18 protein-coding genes are annotated in these 19,394 nt (G+C 65.8%); 7 read left to right on the top strand and 11 right to left on the bottom strand.

All coding sequences use genetic code 11. From position 1 onward, the window contains the following. The first annotated feature begins 13 nt into the window (after window positions 1–13). The 3 genes from WC729_RS23665 (at window position 14) to WC729_RS23675 (ending at window position 1,382) form a co-directional block, all read left to right on the top strand. On the top strand, window positions 14–493 hold the full coding sequence (locus WC729_RS23665; protein WP_372856916.1) for a DUF805 domain-containing protein: 480 nt from the start codon (window positions 14–16) through the stop codon (window positions 491–493). A gap of 135 nt (window positions 494–628) precedes the next feature. Continuing rightward, entirely contained in the window at window positions 629–1,003 is a 375-nt protein-coding gene (locus WC729_RS23670; protein WP_372856917.1) for a hypothetical protein, read from the top strand. A 100-nt stretch (window positions 1,004–1,103) separates the two neighbouring features. Then, window positions 1,104–1,382, top strand: coding sequence for a DUF3297 family protein (locus WC729_RS23675; protein ID WP_372856918.1), 279 nt, complete (start codon window positions 1,104–1,106; stop codon window positions 1,380–1,382). On the opposite strand, the gene WC729_RS23680 is transcribed toward WC729_RS23675, so the two are convergent. Genes WC729_RS23680 through WC729_RS23695 form a run of 4 tightly spaced genes read right to left on the bottom strand, consistent with a single transcriptional unit; the run spans window position 1,306 to window position 4,936 of the window. Beyond that, window positions 1,306–2,145: an isocitrate lyase/phosphoenolpyruvate mutase family protein gene (locus WC729_RS23680; RefSeq protein WP_372857183.1), complete on the bottom strand. Its 840-nt coding sequence runs from the start codon at window positions 2,143–2,145 to the stop codon at window positions 1,306–1,308. The two genes, WC729_RS23675 and WC729_RS23680, sit on opposite strands and share 77 nt — an antisense overlap. A gap of 29 nt (window positions 2,146–2,174) precedes the next feature. Then, window positions 2,175–2,987: a class I SAM-dependent methyltransferase gene (locus WC729_RS23685; RefSeq protein WP_372856919.1), complete on the bottom strand. Its 813-nt coding sequence runs from the start codon at window positions 2,985–2,987 to the stop codon at window positions 2,175–2,177. Between the two features lie 45 nt (window positions 2,988–3,032). Further along, complete coding sequence (locus tag WC729_RS23690) at window positions 3,033–3,833, bottom strand: LytR/AlgR family response regulator transcription factor (RefSeq protein WP_372856920.1); 801 nt, start codon at window positions 3,831–3,833, stop codon at window positions 3,033–3,035. Beyond that, window positions 3,830–4,936 carry a sensor histidine kinase gene (locus WC729_RS23695; RefSeq protein ID WP_372856921.1) on the bottom strand — a complete coding sequence of 369 codons (1,107 nt, stop codon included), beginning with the start codon at window positions 4,934–4,936 and terminating at the stop codon, window positions 3,830–3,832. The genes WC729_RS23690 and WC729_RS23695 overlap by 4 nt, the downstream gene beginning before the upstream one ends. Window positions 4,937–5,221: 285 nt before the next feature. Between WC729_RS23695 and WC729_RS23700 the strand changes: the two genes are divergently transcribed. Beyond that, on the top strand, window positions 5,222–5,821 hold the full coding sequence (locus WC729_RS23700; RefSeq protein WP_372856922.1) for an HD domain-containing protein: 600 nt from the start codon (window positions 5,222–5,224) through the stop codon (window positions 5,819–5,821). Window positions 5,822–5,977: 156 nt separating this feature from the next. Here the strand turns inward: WC729_RS23700 and WC729_RS23705 are convergent, their stop codons facing one another. From WC729_RS23705 to WC729_RS23715, 3 genes are all read right to left on the bottom strand, one after another. Then, complete coding sequence (locus WC729_RS23705) at window positions 5,978–8,455, bottom strand: TonB-dependent receptor (RefSeq protein ID WP_372856923.1); 2,478 nt, start codon at window positions 8,453–8,455, stop codon at window positions 5,978–5,980. Between the two features lie 188 nt (window positions 8,456–8,643). Further along, window positions 8,644–10,740 (bottom strand): NAD-dependent DNA ligase LigA, encoded by a 2,097-nt coding sequence (gene ligA, locus WC729_RS23710; protein WP_372856924.1) that lies wholly within the window; start codon window positions 10,738–10,740, stop codon window positions 8,644–8,646. A gap of 691 nt (window positions 10,741–11,431) precedes the next feature. Continuing rightward, a complete protein-coding gene (locus WC729_RS23715) occupies window positions 11,432–11,638 on the bottom strand; it encodes a cold-shock protein (RefSeq protein ID WP_034159288.1) in 207 nt (68 codons plus the stop codon). Window positions 11,639–11,988: 350 nt separating this feature from the next. On the opposite strand from WC729_RS23715, the gene WC729_RS23720 reads away from it, so the two are divergent. Then, window positions 11,989–12,300, top strand: coding sequence for a hypothetical protein (locus tag WC729_RS23720; protein WP_372856925.1), 312 nt, complete (start codon window positions 11,989–11,991; stop codon window positions 12,298–12,300). A gap of 7 nt (window positions 12,301–12,307) precedes the next feature. On the opposite strand, the gene WC729_RS23725 is transcribed toward WC729_RS23720, so the two are convergent. From WC729_RS23725 to WC729_RS23735, 3 genes are read right to left on the bottom strand one after another with little or no spacing between them, the layout of a single operon-like run. Then, entirely contained in the window at window positions 12,308–13,522 is a 1,215-nt protein-coding gene (locus WC729_RS23725) for a hypothetical protein (protein WP_372856926.1), read from the bottom strand. Continuing rightward, a complete protein-coding gene (recN, locus tag WC729_RS23730) occupies window positions 13,519–15,183 on the bottom strand; it encodes a DNA repair protein RecN (protein ID WP_372856927.1) in 1,665 nt (554 codons plus the stop codon). Before recN ends, WC729_RS23725 begins: the two co-directional genes overlap by 4 nt. A gap of 18 nt (window positions 15,184–15,201) precedes the next feature. Then, the gene (locus WC729_RS23735) at window positions 15,202–16,017 is read right to left on the bottom strand and encodes an outer membrane protein assembly factor BamD (protein ID WP_372856928.1); all 816 of its coding nucleotides are present in this window, start codon (window positions 16,015–16,017) and stop codon (window positions 15,202–15,204) included. Between the two features lie 123 nt (window positions 16,018–16,140). Here WC729_RS23735 and WC729_RS23740 point away from each other — a divergent pair, with 123 nt between their 5' ends. Next, the gene (locus WC729_RS23740) at window positions 16,141–16,965 is read left to right on the top strand and encodes a class I mannose-6-phosphate isomerase (protein WP_372856929.1); all 825 of its coding nucleotides are present in this window, start codon (window positions 16,141–16,143) and stop codon (window positions 16,963–16,965) included. 53 nt (window positions 16,966–17,018) lie between these two features. Next, window positions 17,019–18,200 carry a glycosyltransferase gene (locus WC729_RS23745; protein WP_372856930.1) on the top strand — a complete coding sequence of 394 codons (1,182 nt, stop codon included), beginning with the start codon at window positions 17,019–17,021 and terminating at the stop codon, window positions 18,198–18,200. On the opposite strand, the gene WC729_RS23750 is transcribed toward WC729_RS23745, so the two are convergent. Next, on the bottom strand, window positions 18,179–19,378 hold the full coding sequence (locus WC729_RS23750) for a DUF3089 domain-containing protein (protein ID WP_372856931.1): 1,200 nt from the start codon (window positions 19,376–19,378) through the stop codon (window positions 18,179–18,181). The two genes, WC729_RS23745 and WC729_RS23750, sit on opposite strands and share 22 nt — an antisense overlap. Window positions 19,379–19,394 lie beyond the last annotated feature (16 nt).

The raw sequence follows: 19,394 nt of genomic DNA on the forward strand, positions 1-19,394 counted from the left end.
GGGAGACACCGCCATGGACTATATGCTGCTGCCGCTGCGCCGCTATGCCGATTTCCGCGGCCGCTCGCAGCGCAAGGAATATTGGCTGTTCATCCTGTTCCAGTGGCTGCTCCTCGTGCCGATCGGCGCGATCTTCGTCGTGCTGGGCGGTGACGCGCAAAAGCTCCTCGACGAACCCTTCACCCTCCAGGGCGTCGCAGGCGATCCGGTGCAGATCGTCGGCCTGCTGGTGTTCGCCGCCCTGCTGATCCCGTTCCTCGCCGTCCAGGTGCGGCGCCTGCACGATCAGGGCAGGACCGGATGGTGGATCCTGATCGGCCTGGTGCCGTTCGGCCAGTTCCCGCTGTTCGCCCTGATGTGCTTCGACGGCACGCCCGGCGCCAACCGCTATGGCGCCGATCCAAAGCGCCGCGATACCGTCCACCGTCAGGACTGGCGCGACGCGCCGGCAGATGCGGCGCGCGTGGTGCAACGCCCGAAGCTCGGCGATTAACCACGCTGAACGCTCGTTAAACAGCGCATTCCGCACAAGTTCAGACCGACTCGGCCATAGCGGTGCAACAAGCTGGACGGCTTCCGCGTTATACCCTCGATGCGGATTCGGGCTTGCTGAGTAGAGGAGGTTGAAATGAACACTCTTGTGAAGAAGGCCGGCCTCGGTGTGGCGCTCGCCGCCACGGCGCTGACCACGGCGCTCCCCGCCGACGCGCAGCGCTATCGCCGCTACCGGCATGATGACGGCACCGGCACCGCGATCGTCGCCGGTATCGCCGGCCTCGCGATCGGCGCAGCCATCGCGTCGAGCAGCCGCGATCGGGACCGTTATTACCGCCAGCGCGGCTATGATCCCTATTATGACGACGGCTATTACCGGAGCCACGGCTATTATCCGAACGACGGCTATTACGCCTATCGCTACCGGCCGAACTATAATCGCTGCTGGGTCGAGCGCCGCTACGACCGCTATTACGGCCGCAGCGTCCGGGTCCGCGTCTGCAACTGACCGCGGCCAGCCACTGAACGAGACGGCGCGGGTCCTTCCCGCGCCGTTTTCATATCCATGCTCTGGCATCGCGCGCGATTTTGCGTCATGAGCCCGCCCCATGACCGACACACCGCCAGACCGCCTGTCCTCCAACCCGCGCAGCCAGTTCTTCGACGAAGAGAAGCTGTCCCGCGGGATCGGCATCCGCTTCAAGGGCGTGGAACGCCGCGACGTGGAGGAATATTCGATCTCCGAAGGCTGGATCCGCGTCGCCCTCGGCAAGAAGGTCGATCGTCACGGCCAGCCGCTGACCCTGAAGCTCAGCGGCCCGGTCGAGGCCTGGTTCGAGAACCCGCCGGCCGGCGAGGCTGAGCACGGGGACGAACCGGCGGCGTAACCTCCGCCTGGTTCCAGTCGAACGCTGCCTGCGCCGCCGCGGTGAGCGCCGCCATCGCGGTGCGATAGGGGTTCGGCCCATGGCTGATGCGCGAGACGCCGGCGCCCGCGACCTCGCGCGAGCCGGGTGCGCCCGGAAATGCCATGAAATTGATCGGCAGCGCCACCTCGCGGCAGATCCTGCCCAACAGGGTCAGGTCGACCAGACCGGGCACGAAGAAGCCGCTGGCGCCCGCCGCCGCATAGGCACGACCGCGCTCGATCGCCGCATCCACCTTCGCCATATCATGCGTCTCGGGGCCGTTCTGCAGGAAGATATCGGTGCGGGCGTTGATGAAGAAGGGCACCCCCGTGGCGCTCCGCATCGCCGCGATCCGCGCGGCCTGGACCTCGATCGGGTGCAGGCCTTCGCCGCCCACCACCTGATCCTCGAAATTGCACCCGATCGCCCCGGTCGCGGCCAGCCGCTTCGAATTGGCGGCGATGTCCTTGGGCTCGACGGCATAGCCGCCCTCGAAATCGATCGATACCGGCAGGTCCACCGCGCCCGCGATCCGCGTCGCGCCGGCCAGCGCGACCTCCAGCGGCAGCCCTTCGCCATCGCCATAAGCCTGTGCCGCGGCGACCGACCAGCTCCCGGTCGCGATCGCCTTGGCGCCTGCGCTCGCCACTGCCCGCGCGCTGCCGGCGTCCCAGGCATTGTAGAGGATCACCGGATTGCCGGCCACGTGCAACGCCGCGAAAGCCCTGAATTTTCCCTGCATCACCAGCCTCGACCCGATATTGTTTTGCCCTATCTGCGACCGAGCAGCCGCCCGGTCAATCGGCTAAGGCGGCTCGGCACCACGAGCGGACGGATGCGATCATAATGATCGAACACCGCCGCATCGCGCGCGCCCCAGACCTCCAGCCTGCCCCGCTTGTTCGCGGTCGCGTGGTTGAAGCGCAGGCGCGTATGCGGGAAGCCGCACCAGGCGAGCATCTCCCGCACCACGGTCTCGCCCGTCGGATACCAGGCAAGGCCATCGACGCCGGACATCAGCGCGGCCCGGCTTTCCGGATTGAGGATCAACCCGTCCTGCCGCGACGGGAAGGTCGCGGTGTTGATGATGATCAGCTCTTTCGTCAGGTCCGCCGCGATCTTCAGCCCCGCGACCGGATCGGGCAGGTGGTACAGGATGCCGCTGAACAGGGTCACGTCATAGGGCTTCAGGCCCAGGCCCGGCACCTCGGCCAGCCCACACACGCCCGCATCGATGTCATCGCTGGGCACATGCTCGGCCAGGAAATGCGCCTGGCGGATCCAGTGCTCGCGCACGTCGAAGCCGAAGCAGCGCCCGGCCCCCAGTTTCCGCGCCGCGAACAGATAGCCGCCCGCATTGCAGGCGCAGTCGAGAAAGGATCGGCCCTTCAATCCTTCGGGGAACAGATCGGCGACGGTCCGTTCGAAATTGGCAAAGGGATCGATGACGCTCGGCGTGCCGAACGCGGGGTCGGGCTCGGGGCGCCAGGCCGGGTCTCCGGTGCGGATACCCGGCGCAATCTCGATATCATGGTGCCATGGCCCAAGGCGCCGGATTTCGGCCCCAAGCTCGTCGTTCGTCATGCTCAGCCCCCGGGTTGCAGCGCACCCGAGGCGCGACGTCCGGGTTTAATGCACGAAGCGGGCAACCACGTCACGATAGGAACGCGACACCTTCACCTGCGCGCCCGATCCCAGCACCAGGAAGCATTCGCCATTGGTGTGCGGCTTCACCTCTTTCACCAGGTCGAGATTGACGATGGTCGAACGGTGCACGCGCTGGAAACGGCGCGGGTCGAGCCTTTTCTCCAGGTCCTTCATCGTCTCGCGCAGGATCAGCGTGTTGTCGCCGGTATAGATGCACATGTAATCGCCCGCGGCATCGATCCGCTCGATCGTGTCGACATCGACGCGGAAGATCTGCCCGCGGTCCTTGATGTTGATCAGCTTCTCGAACCGGTTGGCCGACACCTGGTCGCCGCCATCGACGAGATTCTCGACTGAATCCGGCGCCACCTCGGCCAGCACTTCCTTCAGCCGGTCGACTTCCTCGATGCCGCGCTTCTCGGCGAGGCGCAGCCGAACCCGGTCGAGCGTATCGGCCAGCCGCGATTCCTCGACCGGCTTCATCAGATAATCGATCGCCTGCGCTTCGAACGCCTTCAACGCATGGTCGGAATACGCGGTGACGAACACGAACAGCGGGGGTTCGACCTCCATCAGGCCCTGCACGACCGAGAAGCCGTCGAAACCGGGCATCTGGATGTCGAGAAAGACGAGATCGGGTTTGTGCGTCTTGATGGCGCGGATCGCTTCGCGCCCGTTCTGGCATTTGTCGATGATCTCGACGTCTTCGTGCGCGGCAAGGCGAAGCTCGAGCCCCTGGATTGCCAGCGGTTCGTCGTCCACCAATATCGTACGAATGGTCATGCTACCTCTCTAACCGGTTCCTCGAGCTGGAACGGAATCTCAATCTCGACCCCGAAGCCGCCCCCGGGGATGGAGCGCGTCTCGAAGCGGTGGTCGGGCCCATAAGCCTGAACGAGCCGCTCCCTTATATTGGCGAGCCCAACCCCGGTTGAAAGGCTTGGACGTGCTTTCATTTCATTCAAGCCCGGTCCGGTGTCGGATACGGCGATCTGCACCCGATCCCCGGCGAGTCGCGCCGTGACCGCGATTTCGGCGCCTTCTTCCTTGGGCGTGACGGCATATTTGATCGCATTCTCGACCAGGGGTTGCAGCAGCAAAGAGGGTAAACGCGCCTTGGCGACCCTCGGATCCACCTCGAAATTCGGGCGCAGCCGGTCCTCGAACCGCATCTTCTCGATCTCGAGATAGAGTTTCAGCGTCTCGACCTCCTGCGCGATCGTCACATGCGCGGTCGGTTCGTTGGCCAGGGTATAGCGCAGGAAGGACGACAGCCGGCTCAGCATCGCGTTCGCCCGCTCGGTCTGCTTGAGCAGCACCAGGGTCGAGATCGAGTTGAGCGTGTTGAACAGGAAATGCGGGTTGAGCTGATAACGCAGCATCGCCAGCTGCGCCGAGCTCGCCTGGTTGCCCAGCGCCTCTAGCTGGTCGATCTGCTCCTCGACGATCAGGTAGAAATTGATCCCGAAATAGAGCGCGGACCAGCCCGCCAGCACGGTGAAGTTGAGGAAGATCGTGCCCAGCACCAGGCTGAAATTCAGCCCCGGGTTCGCCATCTTGATGAACGAGAAGGAGAAGGCGTCGAGCACCGCGTAGAGCAGGGTCGCCGCCGCCAAAGTGAGGATCGTCAGGATCACCGCCGCGATGCGCGGCTGGCCCCGGTAATAATGATAGAGCGTCGAGAGCAACAGCGTGATGCAATAGCCGACGATCGATTCGACCACGACGAGCAGGGTCGCGGTCAGGTCGAGCCCGTTGGAGATGCTGGAGACGCTGCGCAGGATCAGATAGCCGGTCCAGCCCGCTGCCTGGAGCCGCCAGAAGGCACGGCTCTTGTCCTCGAAGAACGGCCGCGAGAAGATCGCGGGCTTGGTGAACAATGGCATGGGCGGGGGTCTTAACCCGACTGGGACCGATGCGCAAAGTGCGGTAGGGTGCGATCAGGGCAGTTGGATAGGGATATCGCGACGCACTCTTCTCCCTCTCCCCTTGTGGGAGAGGGAAGGGGCCCGCTGCCGAAGGCAGTGGGAAGGGTGAGGGGGACACTCGCAAGTGTCCCGACCCTCACTCCCCCTCATCCGGCCCTTCGGGCCACCTTCTCCCACAGGGGGAGAAGGGAGGGAGGTGCGAACGGGATGCGAAGATCCTTCAGCTTCGAAGGAGAGAGAAACATGACCGAGCATCAGGACCGCGCGCAATTCACCGCGATGACCGAGGGCACCCAGCAGGACTGGAACATCATCGGCGGCCATTTCCGCGATTTCGCCAAAGACCTGCCGTCCCGTGTGCTCACTCACCTCAAGCTGCTCGAGGGCGATTTCGGTGGTTTCCCGGTCGACCGGCTCGAACATTCGCTCCAGACCGCGACCCGCGCCCACCGCGACGGCCGGGACGAGGCCTATGTCGTGATGGCGCTGCTCCACGACATTGGCGACACGCTCGGCACCTTCAATCACCCGGAGATCGGGGCGGCGATGCTGCGGCCTTTCGTGTCGGAGGAAGTACACTGGATCGCCAATACCCACGGCGTGTTCCAGGGCTATTATTTCTTCCACTATCTCGGGATGGATCGGGACCTGCGCGAGAATTACCGCGGCCATGCCCATTTCGAGGCCTGCGCCGAATTCTGCGAGAAATACGATCAGTCGGCGTTCGACCCGGCGTACGAGAGCGCACCGCTGAGCTTTTTCGAGCCGATGGTAGGCCGCGTGTTCTCGCGGCCGATCAACTCGGTCTATGCCAAGGCCGCTGCCGAGGCGAAAGCCGCCTGAGCTGAGACAATCCCGGACGGGTCTCGCGTCGCAAGGATCAGATAAGGCCCGTTTCGACGGGTCTTTCCCGGCGGCCTGTCTTTGCCAAATCGGCCCATAAACGACAACTGCCGCCCTCTTGCGAGGACGGCAGCCATCCGATTGTCGATACGTGTCTTAGATTTCGAAGTGAACCGTACCCAGCACCGTCCGCGGGTAACCGACCGAGAAGTTCGGGCCGCCGCCAACGTTGATCTGGGTCGAGATGTTTCCGTAATAGAACTCGTTGAACAGGTTCTTGACGTTCATCTGGAAGTACGCCTTGTCCAGACCGAACTGACGCAGGTTGAACCGGGCGTCCAGGTCCACCAGCGTATAGGCCGGCACGACCACGTCGTTCACGTCGGTCGCGAAGCGCTTGTCGACCCACTTGGCTTCCGCGCCGAAATCGACCGGGCCGACCTTGAACTGGGCGCGACCGCCGACCTGCCACTCGGGCGTCTCGGCAACCATCTTGCCCTTGGTCAGAGCAACCGTCGTCGTGGTCAGCGCGATGTTGTCCTGCAGCTCGGCGTGAATATAGGAAGCCATGCCGGTGAGCGAGACCCAGTCGGTCGCCTTGACGGTGACGCTGGCATCGACACCATAGCTCTTCACCTTGCCGACGTTGCGGTCGATCGAGATGCCCTGCTCCTGATCGAACGAGGTCACGATGCGGTTCTGGTAGGCGATGTACCAGGCCGTCGCCTGCGCCTGCACCTTGTTGTTCGTCATGCGAATGCCGAGGTCGAAGGCGTCGGTCTTCTCGGGCTTCACCCCGATGAACGGCGAGCGATACAGATTGTCCGTGCGCGGTGCCGAGAAGCCCTTGGCATAGCTGGCGAAGATATTGAAATCGCCGCCGAACTTGTAGACCAGGCCGGCGCTCGGCAGAACCGCGCTATAGCTGTATTTGGTCTTGAACGGCGCGTAGAGCGGGACAGGGTTAGTCGGCGTCAGCGGAACCTGAGCGTTCGGGGCGATAATGACAAAGGCCGCATTCGGCGTTCCCGCTGCCGGAATGATCTCGCTGGTGCAGTAAGCAAAACCGCTGCCGCGGGCTTCGGTGTAGCAACGCTGGTCGAGGTCGCGCTTGAAGAACGGCGCACGCACGCCGATCTGCACGGTCAGCGCCTCGTCCATGAACTTGCCGACATACTCGCCCGAGATCTGGTTGAGCAGGGCGATTGACAGGCGATTGCGCTGCTGGATCGCGTAGCCGTCGGCCGTCAGAACGGGACGGGCATCCTTGCGGCCGCCGAACGGGCTCTCGGGGTTGCCCCACGGATCGAGGAAGCCCCACTCGCCGGTCTGGCGATGGTTGCCGCGATCATAGGTATAGGCGACGCGAACGCGATTCTGGTCGTCGATATTGTAGATCAGCGAGCTGGTCGCGGTGATGCGATTGGTGTTGGTGTTGTTCGGCGTGTAGAAACGCACCGTGTCCGCGATGTCACCGTCACCATTATAGTCGACGCCGAGTGCCGTAGTGCTGCCGCCCCGCGCGCGTGCCGAGCTCTCGGCAAGCGTCGTGCTGCCGCCGCCGTTGGCCAGCGTGTACTGATAGGAGGCGTCAGCCGTCAGCAGCAGCTTGTCCGTCAGGGTAAAGCGCGAATTGAACCGCACGTTGCCGGTGTTGGACGGGTTGATGCGAACGCCATAATAGTTCGAGCATGCGGCAGCCGCACCGGCGGAATCGCTCTGGGCGCCGGGACCAGGCACCGGACGAGCGCAGGTCGCGTCGTTCTCGAACGCCATTACGGTGTCTTGCTGCGCCTTGCTCAGGTCGCCGATGTTGATCGGATTGGCGGCAGTGGCGGTGGCGTTTGCCGGGATTTGGGTTGCGCCGAGCAGGTTACGCAGATCGGTGATCGACGGGTTGCGATAGAAGGCGTTGCGGTTCTTGTTGAAGTGACCCGAAATGCGGAAGAAGTCGCCGTTCGAACCGATCGGCTGATACAGGCCGACATTGTACTGCTGCTTCTCGATGCGGCCGGGGCCCTTGAACTTGTCGTTGCGCGCCATGCTGGCCGCCACGAACACCTTCGTGCCGAACGAGGTCAGGGTGCCGGGCTGAACCATGCCGAAGATGCGCATGTAATCATAATCGCCCATCGAACCCGCCAGGGTCGCGCTGAAATCGTCGCTGGGGACGATCGTGCGATAGTTGATCGTGCCGCCGGCCGCGCTGGCGGTCGGGCTGTCGATGTCGGTCGTGCCGAGGTTGACGTTGACCTCGTCGATCAGCTCCGGGTCGAGCTGCTGGTTCGAATAGATCGCATAGTTGCCGGTATCGTTCAGCGGAAAGCCGTCGAAGGTCAGCGAGATGCGGTTGCCGTCGAAGCCGCGGATACGGATGTTGCCGCCCGAGGAGCCGAAGGCGTCGCTCTGGGTGAAGTTCACGCCCGGAATGATGTTCAGCGAATCGAGGACCGTGTTGCCCGGCGACTCCCGCATCAGGATCTCGTTGGTCAGCACGGCGCGCGCCTTGGGTGCGTCGGGGACAACGATCCCGCCGACACCGTTGGCGGTCTGCGCGGTGACGACGATGTCGCCCTCGGTATCGCCGAATTCAGTCGAACCGGTCGACTGCGCAAATGCGGCGCCCGGTATCATCAGCGCAGCAAAAGCTACGCTAAGAAGCAAATTCTTTCGCATGGTATTCCCCTATTGGTCGCGAGTCGCGAGAAGCGGTGCTGGTCACCGTTGCTGGCCCCATGCGACTCGATTATTTCGGATAAATGACATGGGAGAATCTTCAAGTGGGGGCGCAACATTCCGCGATGCTGCGTTGCAAAAAAGCATCACTTTGCCGCAGCGACAATCTCCGCCCATGCTGCTTCGTCGATCACCCTAACCCCATGTTCCGCGGCCTTTTTCAGCTTCGATCCGGCCCCCGGCCCGGCAATCACCAGATCGGTCTTGGCTGATACGGACCCTGACACCCGGGCGCCCAAAGCCTCGGCCTGGGCCTTGGCTTCGTCCCGGCTGAGGGTCTCGAGCGATCCGGTGAAGACCAATGTCATGCCGCTGACCTCGGACGCGCGAATATTGGAGACATAGGCCGCGGGGCTGACCTCGCTCAGCAGATCGGCCCAGGCTTCGCGATTATGCTCCTCGGCGAAGAAGTCGACCAGCGCCTCGGCCACGACCGGGCCGATCCCCTCGACCGAGATGAGCTCGGCGCATGCTTCCTCCTCCGTTGCCGCGCGGGTCGCGACATCGGCGACGGTCTCGACCGTGCCGAACGCCTTGACCAGGTCGCGCGCGGTGACGCTGCCGACATGGCGGATGCCGAGTCCGAACAGGAAACGTGCCGGGTCCGGGCTGCGCTTCGCCTCGATCGCCGCCAGCAGATTGTCGACGGATGTTTCCGCCCAGCGCTCGCGTCCGATCAGTTCGTCGCGCTTGCCCTTGAGGCGGAAGATGTCGGCGGGCGAATGGAGCAGGCCGTCATGGAAGAAGGATTCGATGCTGGTCGCGCCCAGGCCCTCGATATCCAGCGCGCCCCGGCTGGCGAAATGCCGCAGCCGCTCGACGCGCTGCGCCGGGCAGATCAGCCCCCCGGTGCAGCGCACATCGACCTCGCCCTCCTCGCGTACTGCGTCGGACTGGCATTCGGGGCAGACCGTCGGGAAGGGCCAGGCACCGCGGCTCTCGTCGCGCGACAGGTTCTCGACGATCTGCGGGATCACGTCGCCGGCGCGCTGCAGGACCACACGGTCGCCCGGCCAGACGTTCAGCCGCGCGATCTCATGCTCGTTGTGCAGCGTCGCATTGGTGACGACCACGCCGCCCACCGTGACGGGCGTCAGCCGTGCCACGGGCGTCAGCTTGCCGGTGCGGCCGACCTGGATGTCGATCCGCTCGAGCGTCGTCTGCGCGCGCTCGGCGGGGAATTTGTGCGCCAGCGCCCAGCGCGGCGCCTTGGCGACCGCACCCAGCCGTGCCTGCCAGTCGAGCCGGTCGATCTTGTAGACCACGCCGTCGATATCGAACGGCAGGTCGGCGCGCGCCGCCTCGATCGCCCGGTAGTGCGCCAGTGCCTCGGTGATGCCCTCGACCCGCACGAACATGTCGCTGACCGGCAGGCCCCAGGCCGCGATCGTGCGGATCACGTCATATTGCGTGTCGCCCGGCACCGCTGACACCTCACCCCAGCCATGGGCGAGGAAGCGCAGGGGGCGGCTCGCGGTGACGGTCGCATCCTTCTGGCGCAGCGATCCCGCTGCGGCGTTGCGCGGATTGGCGAACTGGCGCGCCTTGCTGGCATCGCCCGCCGCTTCGGCCTCGGCAAGCAGCCGGGCGTTGAGCGCGGAGAAGTCCGCCTTGGCCATATAGACCTCGCCGCGAATCTCGAAAATGTCGGGCGCCTCTCCATGCAGCCGCTCCGGGACGTCGCCAATGGTGCGCACATTGGCGGTCACATCCTCGCCAACCTGCCCATCGCCGCGGGTCAGCGCCTGCACCAGCCTGCCGCGCTCATAGCGTAGCGAACAGGACAGGCCGTCGATCTTGGGTTCCGCGGTGAGCGCGACCGGCGTGTCTTCGCTCAGGCTGAGGAAGCGTCGCGCGCGCGCGACGAATTCCGTCGCGTCCTCATCGGCAAAGCCATTGTCCAGGCTCATCATTGGCCTGGCATGCGCCACCTTGGCGAGGTGGCTGGCGGGCGCCGCGCCGACCTGCGCGTTGGGCGAATCGGTTCGGATCAGGCTCGGGAACGCCGCCTCGACCGCATTGTTGCGCCGGATCAGCGCGTCGTAATCGGCGTCCGAAATCTCCGGCGCGTCGTCGGTATGATAGAGCTTGTTGTGATGGGCGATCTCGCTGGCGAGCCGTTCCAGCTCGGCGGCGGCTTCCTCGTCGCTCTCGGGGAGCGGGGCGGACAGGGTCGTGCTCATGGGCAAGCGCTAGAGCGTTTTCGAGCTGGCTGGAACAGCCAGCGGCTCGGAAAACGCGACAACCAAAAAATCTCGAGCGATTCGACCTTGGTCGAACGCGCTCGGGCGGAGGCGGCATGTCGATTCAACGATCCGCATCGGCGTGGCAGCAACGCGCGGCCGAATCGCCGACCGCGTTCCGGCCCGCTGTTTCTCATTGTCGGTTATGTTGGAAGATTTTCCGCGGTCATTTCGCGCGAAAACCGCGTTTTTTCGGCATGAGCAGCGGAAAGTTTTCCGCTGTTATGCGTAACAGGGAAAACCAGCCCCAAGATATTGAAAAGGCGCACTGATTCCGGCCCCGAAATCCAACTTAACAGGGGAAGAAAAAAGAAACGCCAATAACAGCGGAAAATCCGAGTCGCTGTTGGAAGGGACGACTAGTCGTCCTCCATCATCTCCGCGACCATCTTGGCTTCTTCGTTGACGGAGCGGCGCTCGGCCGTCTTCTCGGCGCGGCTGGCCATCTCGTCCCAGGCTTTGGCTGCACGCAGCCAGCGGGAACGGACATTGTCCAGGGTTGCAGCATTCGCATCGGCTTCCGCCTGACGGGCACGATCGCGATAGAACAGGGCGGTGGTATTCGTACGACTTCTCCGCGGGTCGGGGGGAGCGGAAGGGGCGCCGACCGAAGCCGGCGCCCACCCGTCATTTACGCGCTGGCGAGGTTGACCGCGGACATCTTGCCGCGACGGTCCTGCTCGAGCTCGTACGACACGCGCTGCTCCTTATCGAGCGTGCGCATGCCGGCTGCTTCAACGGCGCTGATGTGCACAAAAGCGTCGTTCCCGCCGCCTTCCGGCGCGATGAAGCCATAGCCCTTGTCGGCGTTGAAGAATTTTACGGTGCCGATCGGCATAAGTATTTCCTTGGGTAGCCCGGTGGTGGCATCGCCTTGCACCGGTTTGGGGCCGAGAAGAGAGAGCGGAGCACCGTCCGGCCCCGGCCGGCGCATCCGAGGACGAGCGCGCTACTCCGTGAACACGGAAGCGGTGCGAATGAAGGTTGGAGAGAGAACCAGGAGAGCGATCCAACGGCTTGGCAAGCGGGAGCGCGAAGGTCTCTCAGTCACGCGATGCTTGTGGGCGGAATCGCGAGATGACAGCGCTATAGCACAGCTTTGCGGAAAAGTCGCATCGTAATGAAGCGGCCATGTTCCGGCCCCTTTGTCATGATGTTCTTCGGCCTCTCGGCTGGAAAGGGTGGCCAATGATCGCGGCGTTATTGGCGATGCTCCAGGCCGCTGCCGGCCCTGTTGCAGACCCGCCCGCTCCGCGCCGCAACCCGACGCGCTGCCCCGAACGGACCGAGGAGGACGGCGATATCGTCGTCTGCGGCCGCCCCGAACCGCAGGAACAGTTCCGCCTCCGCCCGCTCACGCATCGATATGATCCCGTCGGCGGCCCGGGCACTGGCTTCCGCGTCGGAGCCGGGCAGGGCAATATCTATGCGCAAGGGACTCAGAGCCCCGACGGCAAGCCCGACAAGCGTATCATGGTGACGCTGAAATTCCCGTTCTGAGTGAGGGCTATTTCGGCTTGGGCTCGCTGGCGGGGTCAGTGATGCCGATCTTCTTCAATCGTTCGAGCATATCGTCGCCGTGCCGTCCCATGCGATAGGCGGCCATCCAGTAGAGCTTGGCGCTTTTCGTATCGTTCCGCTCGAAGGACAGGTCGCCGAGCACCGTGAGCGCGAGCTCGTTGGGCTTGATCTCGAAGGATTTCTTGGCGTCGGCGAATGACTCGTTGAGCTTGCGCTGGTTGAAACGCGCCCAGGCCCGCCCGCCCAGTGCCATCCAGGTTTCCTTGATGGCCAGCGACTTGTCGAACTCGCGCTCGCCTGCCCAGCTATGGGCGCCCCGCACATAGGCGAAGCCCAGATTGGCATGCCAATCGGCGTTGCCCGGGTCGAGCGCGGCCGCCATCTGATAATCTTCCGTCGCCTGGGTCTCGTCCTCCACGATCAGCCAGGCCACCGCTCTTGTGGTGAGCAGCGCCGCCTTGGCCTTGGCTGAAGGGGCGGCGACATAGGCGGCGGTGCAGGTCGCGATCAGGCCCTTGCGATTGAAGCCGCCGTCATTCTGCGCTGCCAGGCAGACGGTGCTGGCGTTCGGCTCGGCACCGTCGGTCATGCTGGCAAGTCGTCCGAGAGTCTTCTCGGCAACGGCCTTCATATCCTTGTCGCCTGCCGCGTCGGCTATGGTTCGGGCGCGTGCGATGTCGGCGCGCGCCTCGTCGAACCGCCCCAGCCACAGCAGCTCTTCCGCGCGGGCATTGTGGGCCGCGCCGTCGTCGGGGGTGAGCGCCAGGACACGGTCGCGGTCAGCGACCGCGCCGGCGGGGTCGCCCAGCTTCACCCGCGACATCGCCCGCTCGTTGAACAGATGCGCCGTCGCGACGCCCAGCTTCGCCGATTTGTCCAGGTCGGCCAGCCCCTCGGCGTAATTGCCCAGCTCATTGTTCGTGTAGGCGCGTTCCTGCAGGATCTTGGTATTGTCCGGGTCAGCGGCCACCGCGGCGTCGAGATCGGCCAGCGCGGCGATCGAGTCGCTCTTCTCGTTGTGAATATAGCCGCGCTCGAAGAGCAACTGCCCTTTAGCGGCGCCGCTCGAGGCAGCGATCGCGCGGTCGCACGCCTTGGCCGGATCGCTATCGGCGACCGTTACCTCGGCAGGGCTGCACGGGCTGTCGGCCGGTTGGTCCTGCGCCGAAAGGAGCAGGACGAGCGCGAGCCCGATCGTCATGCCGCCTCCAGCAATCGTTCGGCTTGAGCGCGCGCCTCGTCGGTGATCGTCGCGCCGGACAGCATCCGGGCGATCTCCTCGCGCCGGGCGCTGTCGTCGAGGTGCACCACGCCGGTGCGCGTGACGAAGCCGTCATGGCTCTTCGCGATCAGCAGGTGATGGCGCCCGCGCGCCGCGACCTGCGGGCTGTGCGTCACCACTAGCAGCTGGGTGTTGGCCGCGAGCCGGGCGAGCCGCTCGCCGATCGCGCTCGCCACTGCGCCGCCGACGCCGCGGTCGATCTCGTCGAAGATCATCGTCGCCGCGCTACCCTGCTCGGCCAGAGCCACCTTGAGGGCGAGGATGAAGCGCGACAGCTCGCCGCCGCTGGCGATCTTGGCCAGCGCCCCGAACGGCGCGCCGGGGTTGGTCGAGATCTCGAACTCGACCCGGTCCTTGCCCGAGGCACTCCAGAGGTCGTTGCCGAGCGGCGCGACCACGGTGCGAAAGCGCGCGGCATCGAGCTTCAGCGGCGCCAGCTCGCCCTTGACCGCGGCATCGAGGCGCCCGGCCGCCTCGGCGCGGGCGGCGGTGATGGCATCAGCCTCGGCCTCATAGGCGCGCGCCGCGTCAGCGACCGTGCGTTCCAATGCGGCGATCCCCGCACCCCCGCTTTCGATCCGCTCCAGCTTGCCAGCCAGATCCGCAGCGAGCGCGGCGAGGTCGTCGGGCTGCACCCGGTGCTTGCGGGCCAGCGCGCGCAGTTCGAACAGCCGGGTCTCGTCCGCCTCGAGCTGGGCCGGGTCGAAGGCCAGCGCTTCCGCGGCTTCGTCGACCTTCTCCTGCGCCAGCCCGCCCTCGACCAGCGCGCGGTCGATCGCCGCGAGTGCCTCGCCGAGCGCGTCATGGTCCTCGGACACGCGCTCCAGCACCCGCGCCGCCTGGCGCAGCCGGGCGAGCCCGCCCTCCGATCCTTCGAGCAGGTCGGCGATCGCCTGCAGGTCGCCCGCGATTTTCTCGCCGCGCTGCATGCCGGCGCGGCGAGTCGCGAGGATCTCCTCTTCGCCCGGCTCCGGGCCGAACCTGGTCAGTTCGCCGACGGCATGTTCCAGCCACTCCTGGTCGCGTGCGACGGTGTCGAGCTCGGCCCGTGCCACCGCCAGCGCATCCTCTGCCTCGCGCCAGGCGCGGTGCGCGCGGGCGGCGGGGCCGGTATCGATCCGGCCGAACGCATCGAGCAGCGCTCGGTGCCCGCGCGGGTTGAGCAGGCCGCGATCGTCATGCTGGCCATGGATCTCGACCAGATGCACCGCGAGTTCACGGAGCAAACCGGCGGAGGCGGGCTGGTCGTTGACGAACGCCCGGCTGCCGCCGTCGGACTTGACGATGCGGCGGATGATCAGTGGTTCGCCCGGGTCGATGTCGAGCCCGTTCTGCGCCAGCAGCGACGCGATCGGCCCGTCAGCATGCGGCGTGTCGAAACTCGCACTGACCACTGCCTGGTTCGCGCCCTGCCGCACCAGGCCGCTCTCGCCACGCGCGCCAAGCGCCAGCCCCAGCGCATCGAGCAGGATCGACTTGCCCGCACCGGTCTCGCCGGTCAGCACGCCCAGGCCATCGCCGAAATCGAGGTCCAACGCCTCGATCAGCACCACGTCGCGGATGGAGAGGGATGTCAGCATTGCGGCATAAGCGCCGCGTCAGGCGCCCGTCTTGGCCGGCTCGGCGGCGGAGGCTGCCTTCACCGGGTGCTCCTGCATCAGCTTGTAGGCGCGCTGATACCAGTCAGTGCCGGGATAGTTGGCACCGAGCACGGCCGCCGCCTTCTGCGCCTCCTCGGGCACGCCAAGCGCGAGATAGGTCTCGGTCAGCCGCATCAGCGCCTCGGGCACGTGAGTCGTCGTCTGATAATCGTCGACCACGCGGCGGAAGCGCATCGTCGCCGACAGCCACTGGCCGCGGGTCTCGTAGAAGCGGCCGATCTCCATCTCCTTGCCGGCGAGATGGTCGCGCACGAGATCGATCTTCAGTCGCGCATCGGCGGCATAGCGGCTGTTGGGATAGCGCCGGGTCAGCTCGCCGAGCGAATCGAGCGCCTGCTGCGTGATCTTCTGGTCGCGGGTCACGTCGCTGATCTGCTCGTAATAGCCGAGCGCGATCAGGTAATAGGCATAAGGCGCATCGCGGTTGCCCGGATGGACCGAGATGAAGCGCTGCGCCGACTGGATCGAGCTCGTGTAATCGCGGTCGAGATAATAGGCGAAGGCGCTCATCAGCTGCGCGCGGCGGGCCCAGATCGAATAGGGATGCTGGCGCTCCACTTCGTCGAACAGCGCCGCCGCCAGCTTGTACTGCTTGCGGTCGAGCCGGTTCTTGCCGGTCGTATAGAGCGTGCCCACATCGCGGGCGACATAGGGAATGTCGCTTTTGGTGCGGCCGCCGGCACAGCCGGAAACGGTGAACGCCGAGGCGGCAACAAGCGCAAGCGCGATCGAGCGGGACAGGGGGATACGCATCGTAGCGATCCTTAGCCCAAGCCCTCCCGCCCGAACAATGTTTTTCGCGCGTCCCCTCGCGGCGGGATCGGATGGCGGGTGAGGCGCGTTGGCGCTATCACACGCCATTCCCAGGGGACTCACATGACAGCAACCTTGCTTGCCACCAAGCGCGTCGAGAAACCATGGGGGCGGCACAGCCTGTGGCCGGGCTTTCCCGATCCCGCGCCGGGCGGCGATCCGGTCGGCGAAGTGTGGTTCCAGACGCCGCATGCGGCTGAGCCCGAGCTGCTGATCAAATACCTCTTCACCAGCCAGAAGCTGTCGGTCCAGGTCCATCCCGACGACGCAGCGGCGCAGGCGGCGGGCTATCCCCGCGGCAAGGACGAGGCCTGGGTGATTCTCGCCGCCGAGCCCGACGCGACGATCGCGTTGGGCACCAAGGCGCCGATGTCGAAGGACGCGCTTCGCGCCGCCTCGCTCGACGGGTCGATCGAACACCTGCTCGACTGGAAGCCGGTCAAGGCGGGTGACTTCTTCTACTCCGAGGCCGGCACGGTCCACGCCATCGGTGCGGGGATCACGCTGATCGAGGTGCAGCAGAATGTCGATCTGACCTACCGCCTCTACGATTATGGCAGCGACCGCGAGCTGCATCTGGATGCGGGGGTCGCTGTCTCCGATCCGGTTCCGTTTGTGCCATTGCCGACTCCGGCCCCGGCATCGGACGACCGAACGATCCTGGCCGAGGGCCCGAAATTCGTCCTCGAACGCTGGCCTGCCGGTCACCGCGTGGTGACTCTGCCCGAAGGCACGATGGGCTGGTTCGTGCCGATCGCCGGCGAGGGCGTGGCTGACGGCGTGGCGTGGAAGGCGGGCGAATGCCTGACCTTCGAGGGCCGCTGCGAGGTCCAGGCATCGATCGGCAGCGACCTGCTGTTCGCTTATCCAGGGGATAAACGCCTCTGATCATGGCGGGGGCGTGGGAGGATTAACCTTCCCGCGCTACACTCGCCGCCGCCATGCTCCGCGTCCTCACGCTCTCCACCCTGTTCCCCGATGCGACGCGCCCCAATTTCGGGGTGTTCGTCGAGCGGCAGACGCTGGGTCTCGCGGCGCTGCCCGATGTCGACCTGCGGCTGGTCGCGCCGGTCGGCCTGCCGCCCTGGCCGCTACGCGCGCTGTCGCACCATGCGCCGCTGGCGTCCCTGCCCGAGCGCGAGACCTGGAAGGGCCTCGACACCCGCCGCCCGCGCTTCACCACTATTCCGGGCACAGGCGGGCGGCATCATTGCCGCGCGCTGATCCCGCGCCTGGTGACGCTCCTCACCGAGATCCGTCGCGACTTCGCCTTCGATGTGATCGATGCCGAGTTCTTCTTCCCCGACGGTCCTGCCGCCGTGGCGCTTGGCCGTCATTTCGGGGTGCCCGTCTCGATCAAGGCGCGCGGCGCCGATATCCATCATTGGGGGCATGCGCCGGCCACCGCGAACCAGGTGATCGCGGCCGGCCAGGGCGCCGACGGCCTGCTCGCGGTATCCGAGGCGATGAAGGCCGACATGGTCGCGATCGGCATCGCTGCCGATCGCATCCGCGTCCACCACACTGGAGTCGATCTCGACCGCTTCGCTCCGCGCGATCGTGTCGTGGCCAAAGCGGTCTATGACGTCACCGGCCCGTTGGTCGTGTCGCTCGGCGCGCTGATCCCGCGCAAGGGGCATGACATCGCGATCGATGCGGTCGCGGCGCTGCCGGGCGTCGCCTTGCTGATTGCAGGGGAAGGGCCGGAACGAAGCGCGTTGCAGGGGAAGATAGACGCGCTCGGCCTCGGCGACCGGGTGACGCTGCTTGGCGGTGTCCCACATGCCGATCTGCCAGCACTGCTCGCTGCCGCCGATGTGATGGCGCTCGCCTCAGCGTCGGAGGGGCTCGCCAATGCGTGGGTCGAGGCGCTCGCCTGCGGCACGCCGATCGTCATCACGTCGGCGGGCGGGGCCGGCGAAGTCGTCACCGACCCCGCTTATGGCCGAATCGTCGCTCGCGACTCGAGCGCCTTCGCGCAGGCGATCGATGCGGTGCTCGCCGATCCGCCCGAACAAGCGACCGTCCGCCGCGGCGCCGAGCGCTTCACCTGGGAAGTGAACGGCGCCGCGCTGTGCGAGCACCTCGCCGCATTGGTCGATCAGCGCCGCTTGGGCTTGTAGGGCGTGCCCCGCCACGCCGCTGCCTGACGGTCGGCGAGGTCGACCAGATTGCCCATCTCCACCGGCATATCGATCAGGTGCAGGCCCCAATCCTTCAGGATCACGCCGCCGATCGAGACATCCCCGACGATCGTGTCGGTGCGCGGATCGGCCGGGTTGGCGTTCACGGTGACGGCCAGATAGTCGAACCCATCCTTCGACACGCATTCGGCAGAGATCAGGTCGGGCACCTTCACGAAGGCCGTGGTAACCGGCAGGTTGTCGCTGGTCCACGCGCCCATCGGCGCGCTGCCGGTCCCGGCGCCCTTGGTGCCGAGGATCGCGTCCGTCACCACCTTGCCGCCGCCGAGCGCCGCCGGGTTGGTGCAGGCGGCGACCATGCCGGCGTCGGGCACCTTGCCGAAACGGCTGTTCGCCGGTGGCGGCGAATCGGCGCGGAAGGTCGTGTAGCTGATCACGCAGTTGAACTGGTCGTCCTTGCGGCACAAAGGCAGCCGCTTGAAGTCGCCGCCGACATCCTTGCCCGGCGGCACCGCGACATTGGCGCCGATCAGCATCGCCGAGATGATGTTGCGCCGGACGGCCTGGGGCTCGATCGACTTGGCGATCAGCGTCTTCAGCACGAGCGAGCCCTGGCTATGCCCGATCAGCACGACGCCGCGACCCTTGTTGTCGCGCGCCAGATAGTCGTTCCACGCCGCCGTCACATCGTTGACCGGCATGTCGCGGTCCATCGTCACCGGCTGGCCGGTGATGAAGGCGCGCAGCGCGGTCAGCGTGACCTGGCGATAGAGCGGCGCGAACACCCGGCATTCCGAGGCGAAGCGCGCCGCCTGCGATGCAGCGACCGCCAGTTCTTCGGGGCCCGGCGTCATGTCGCTGTTGGGCGTCGCGTCGTTGGAGACGGTCGGGTAGACATAGAAACAGTCGAACTGCGGCGAGGGCGCCGGTTTGAACTTCTCGATCTTCCGCTTGCCGTTGGCCTGGATGACGGTGACGTCCTGGTTGACCGCGCACGCATCGACGCGACCGGGGCGGCAGAGCCATGCCGAGTCCTGAGCGTAGTCCGGCGCCGGTGCGGGGCTGGGCGCCGGGCTTGCCGGCGGCACGGTTTGGGCGGCGGCGGGAACGGTGAATAGCGGTACGGCGAGCAACCCGATTCCGGCAAGCAGCTTCATGCGATCTCTCCCCCAG

It is taken from the genome of Sphingomonas sp. (genome assembly GCF_041661825.1).
GTDB lineage: Bacteria > Pseudomonadota > Alphaproteobacteria > Sphingomonadales > Sphingomonadaceae > Sphingomonas.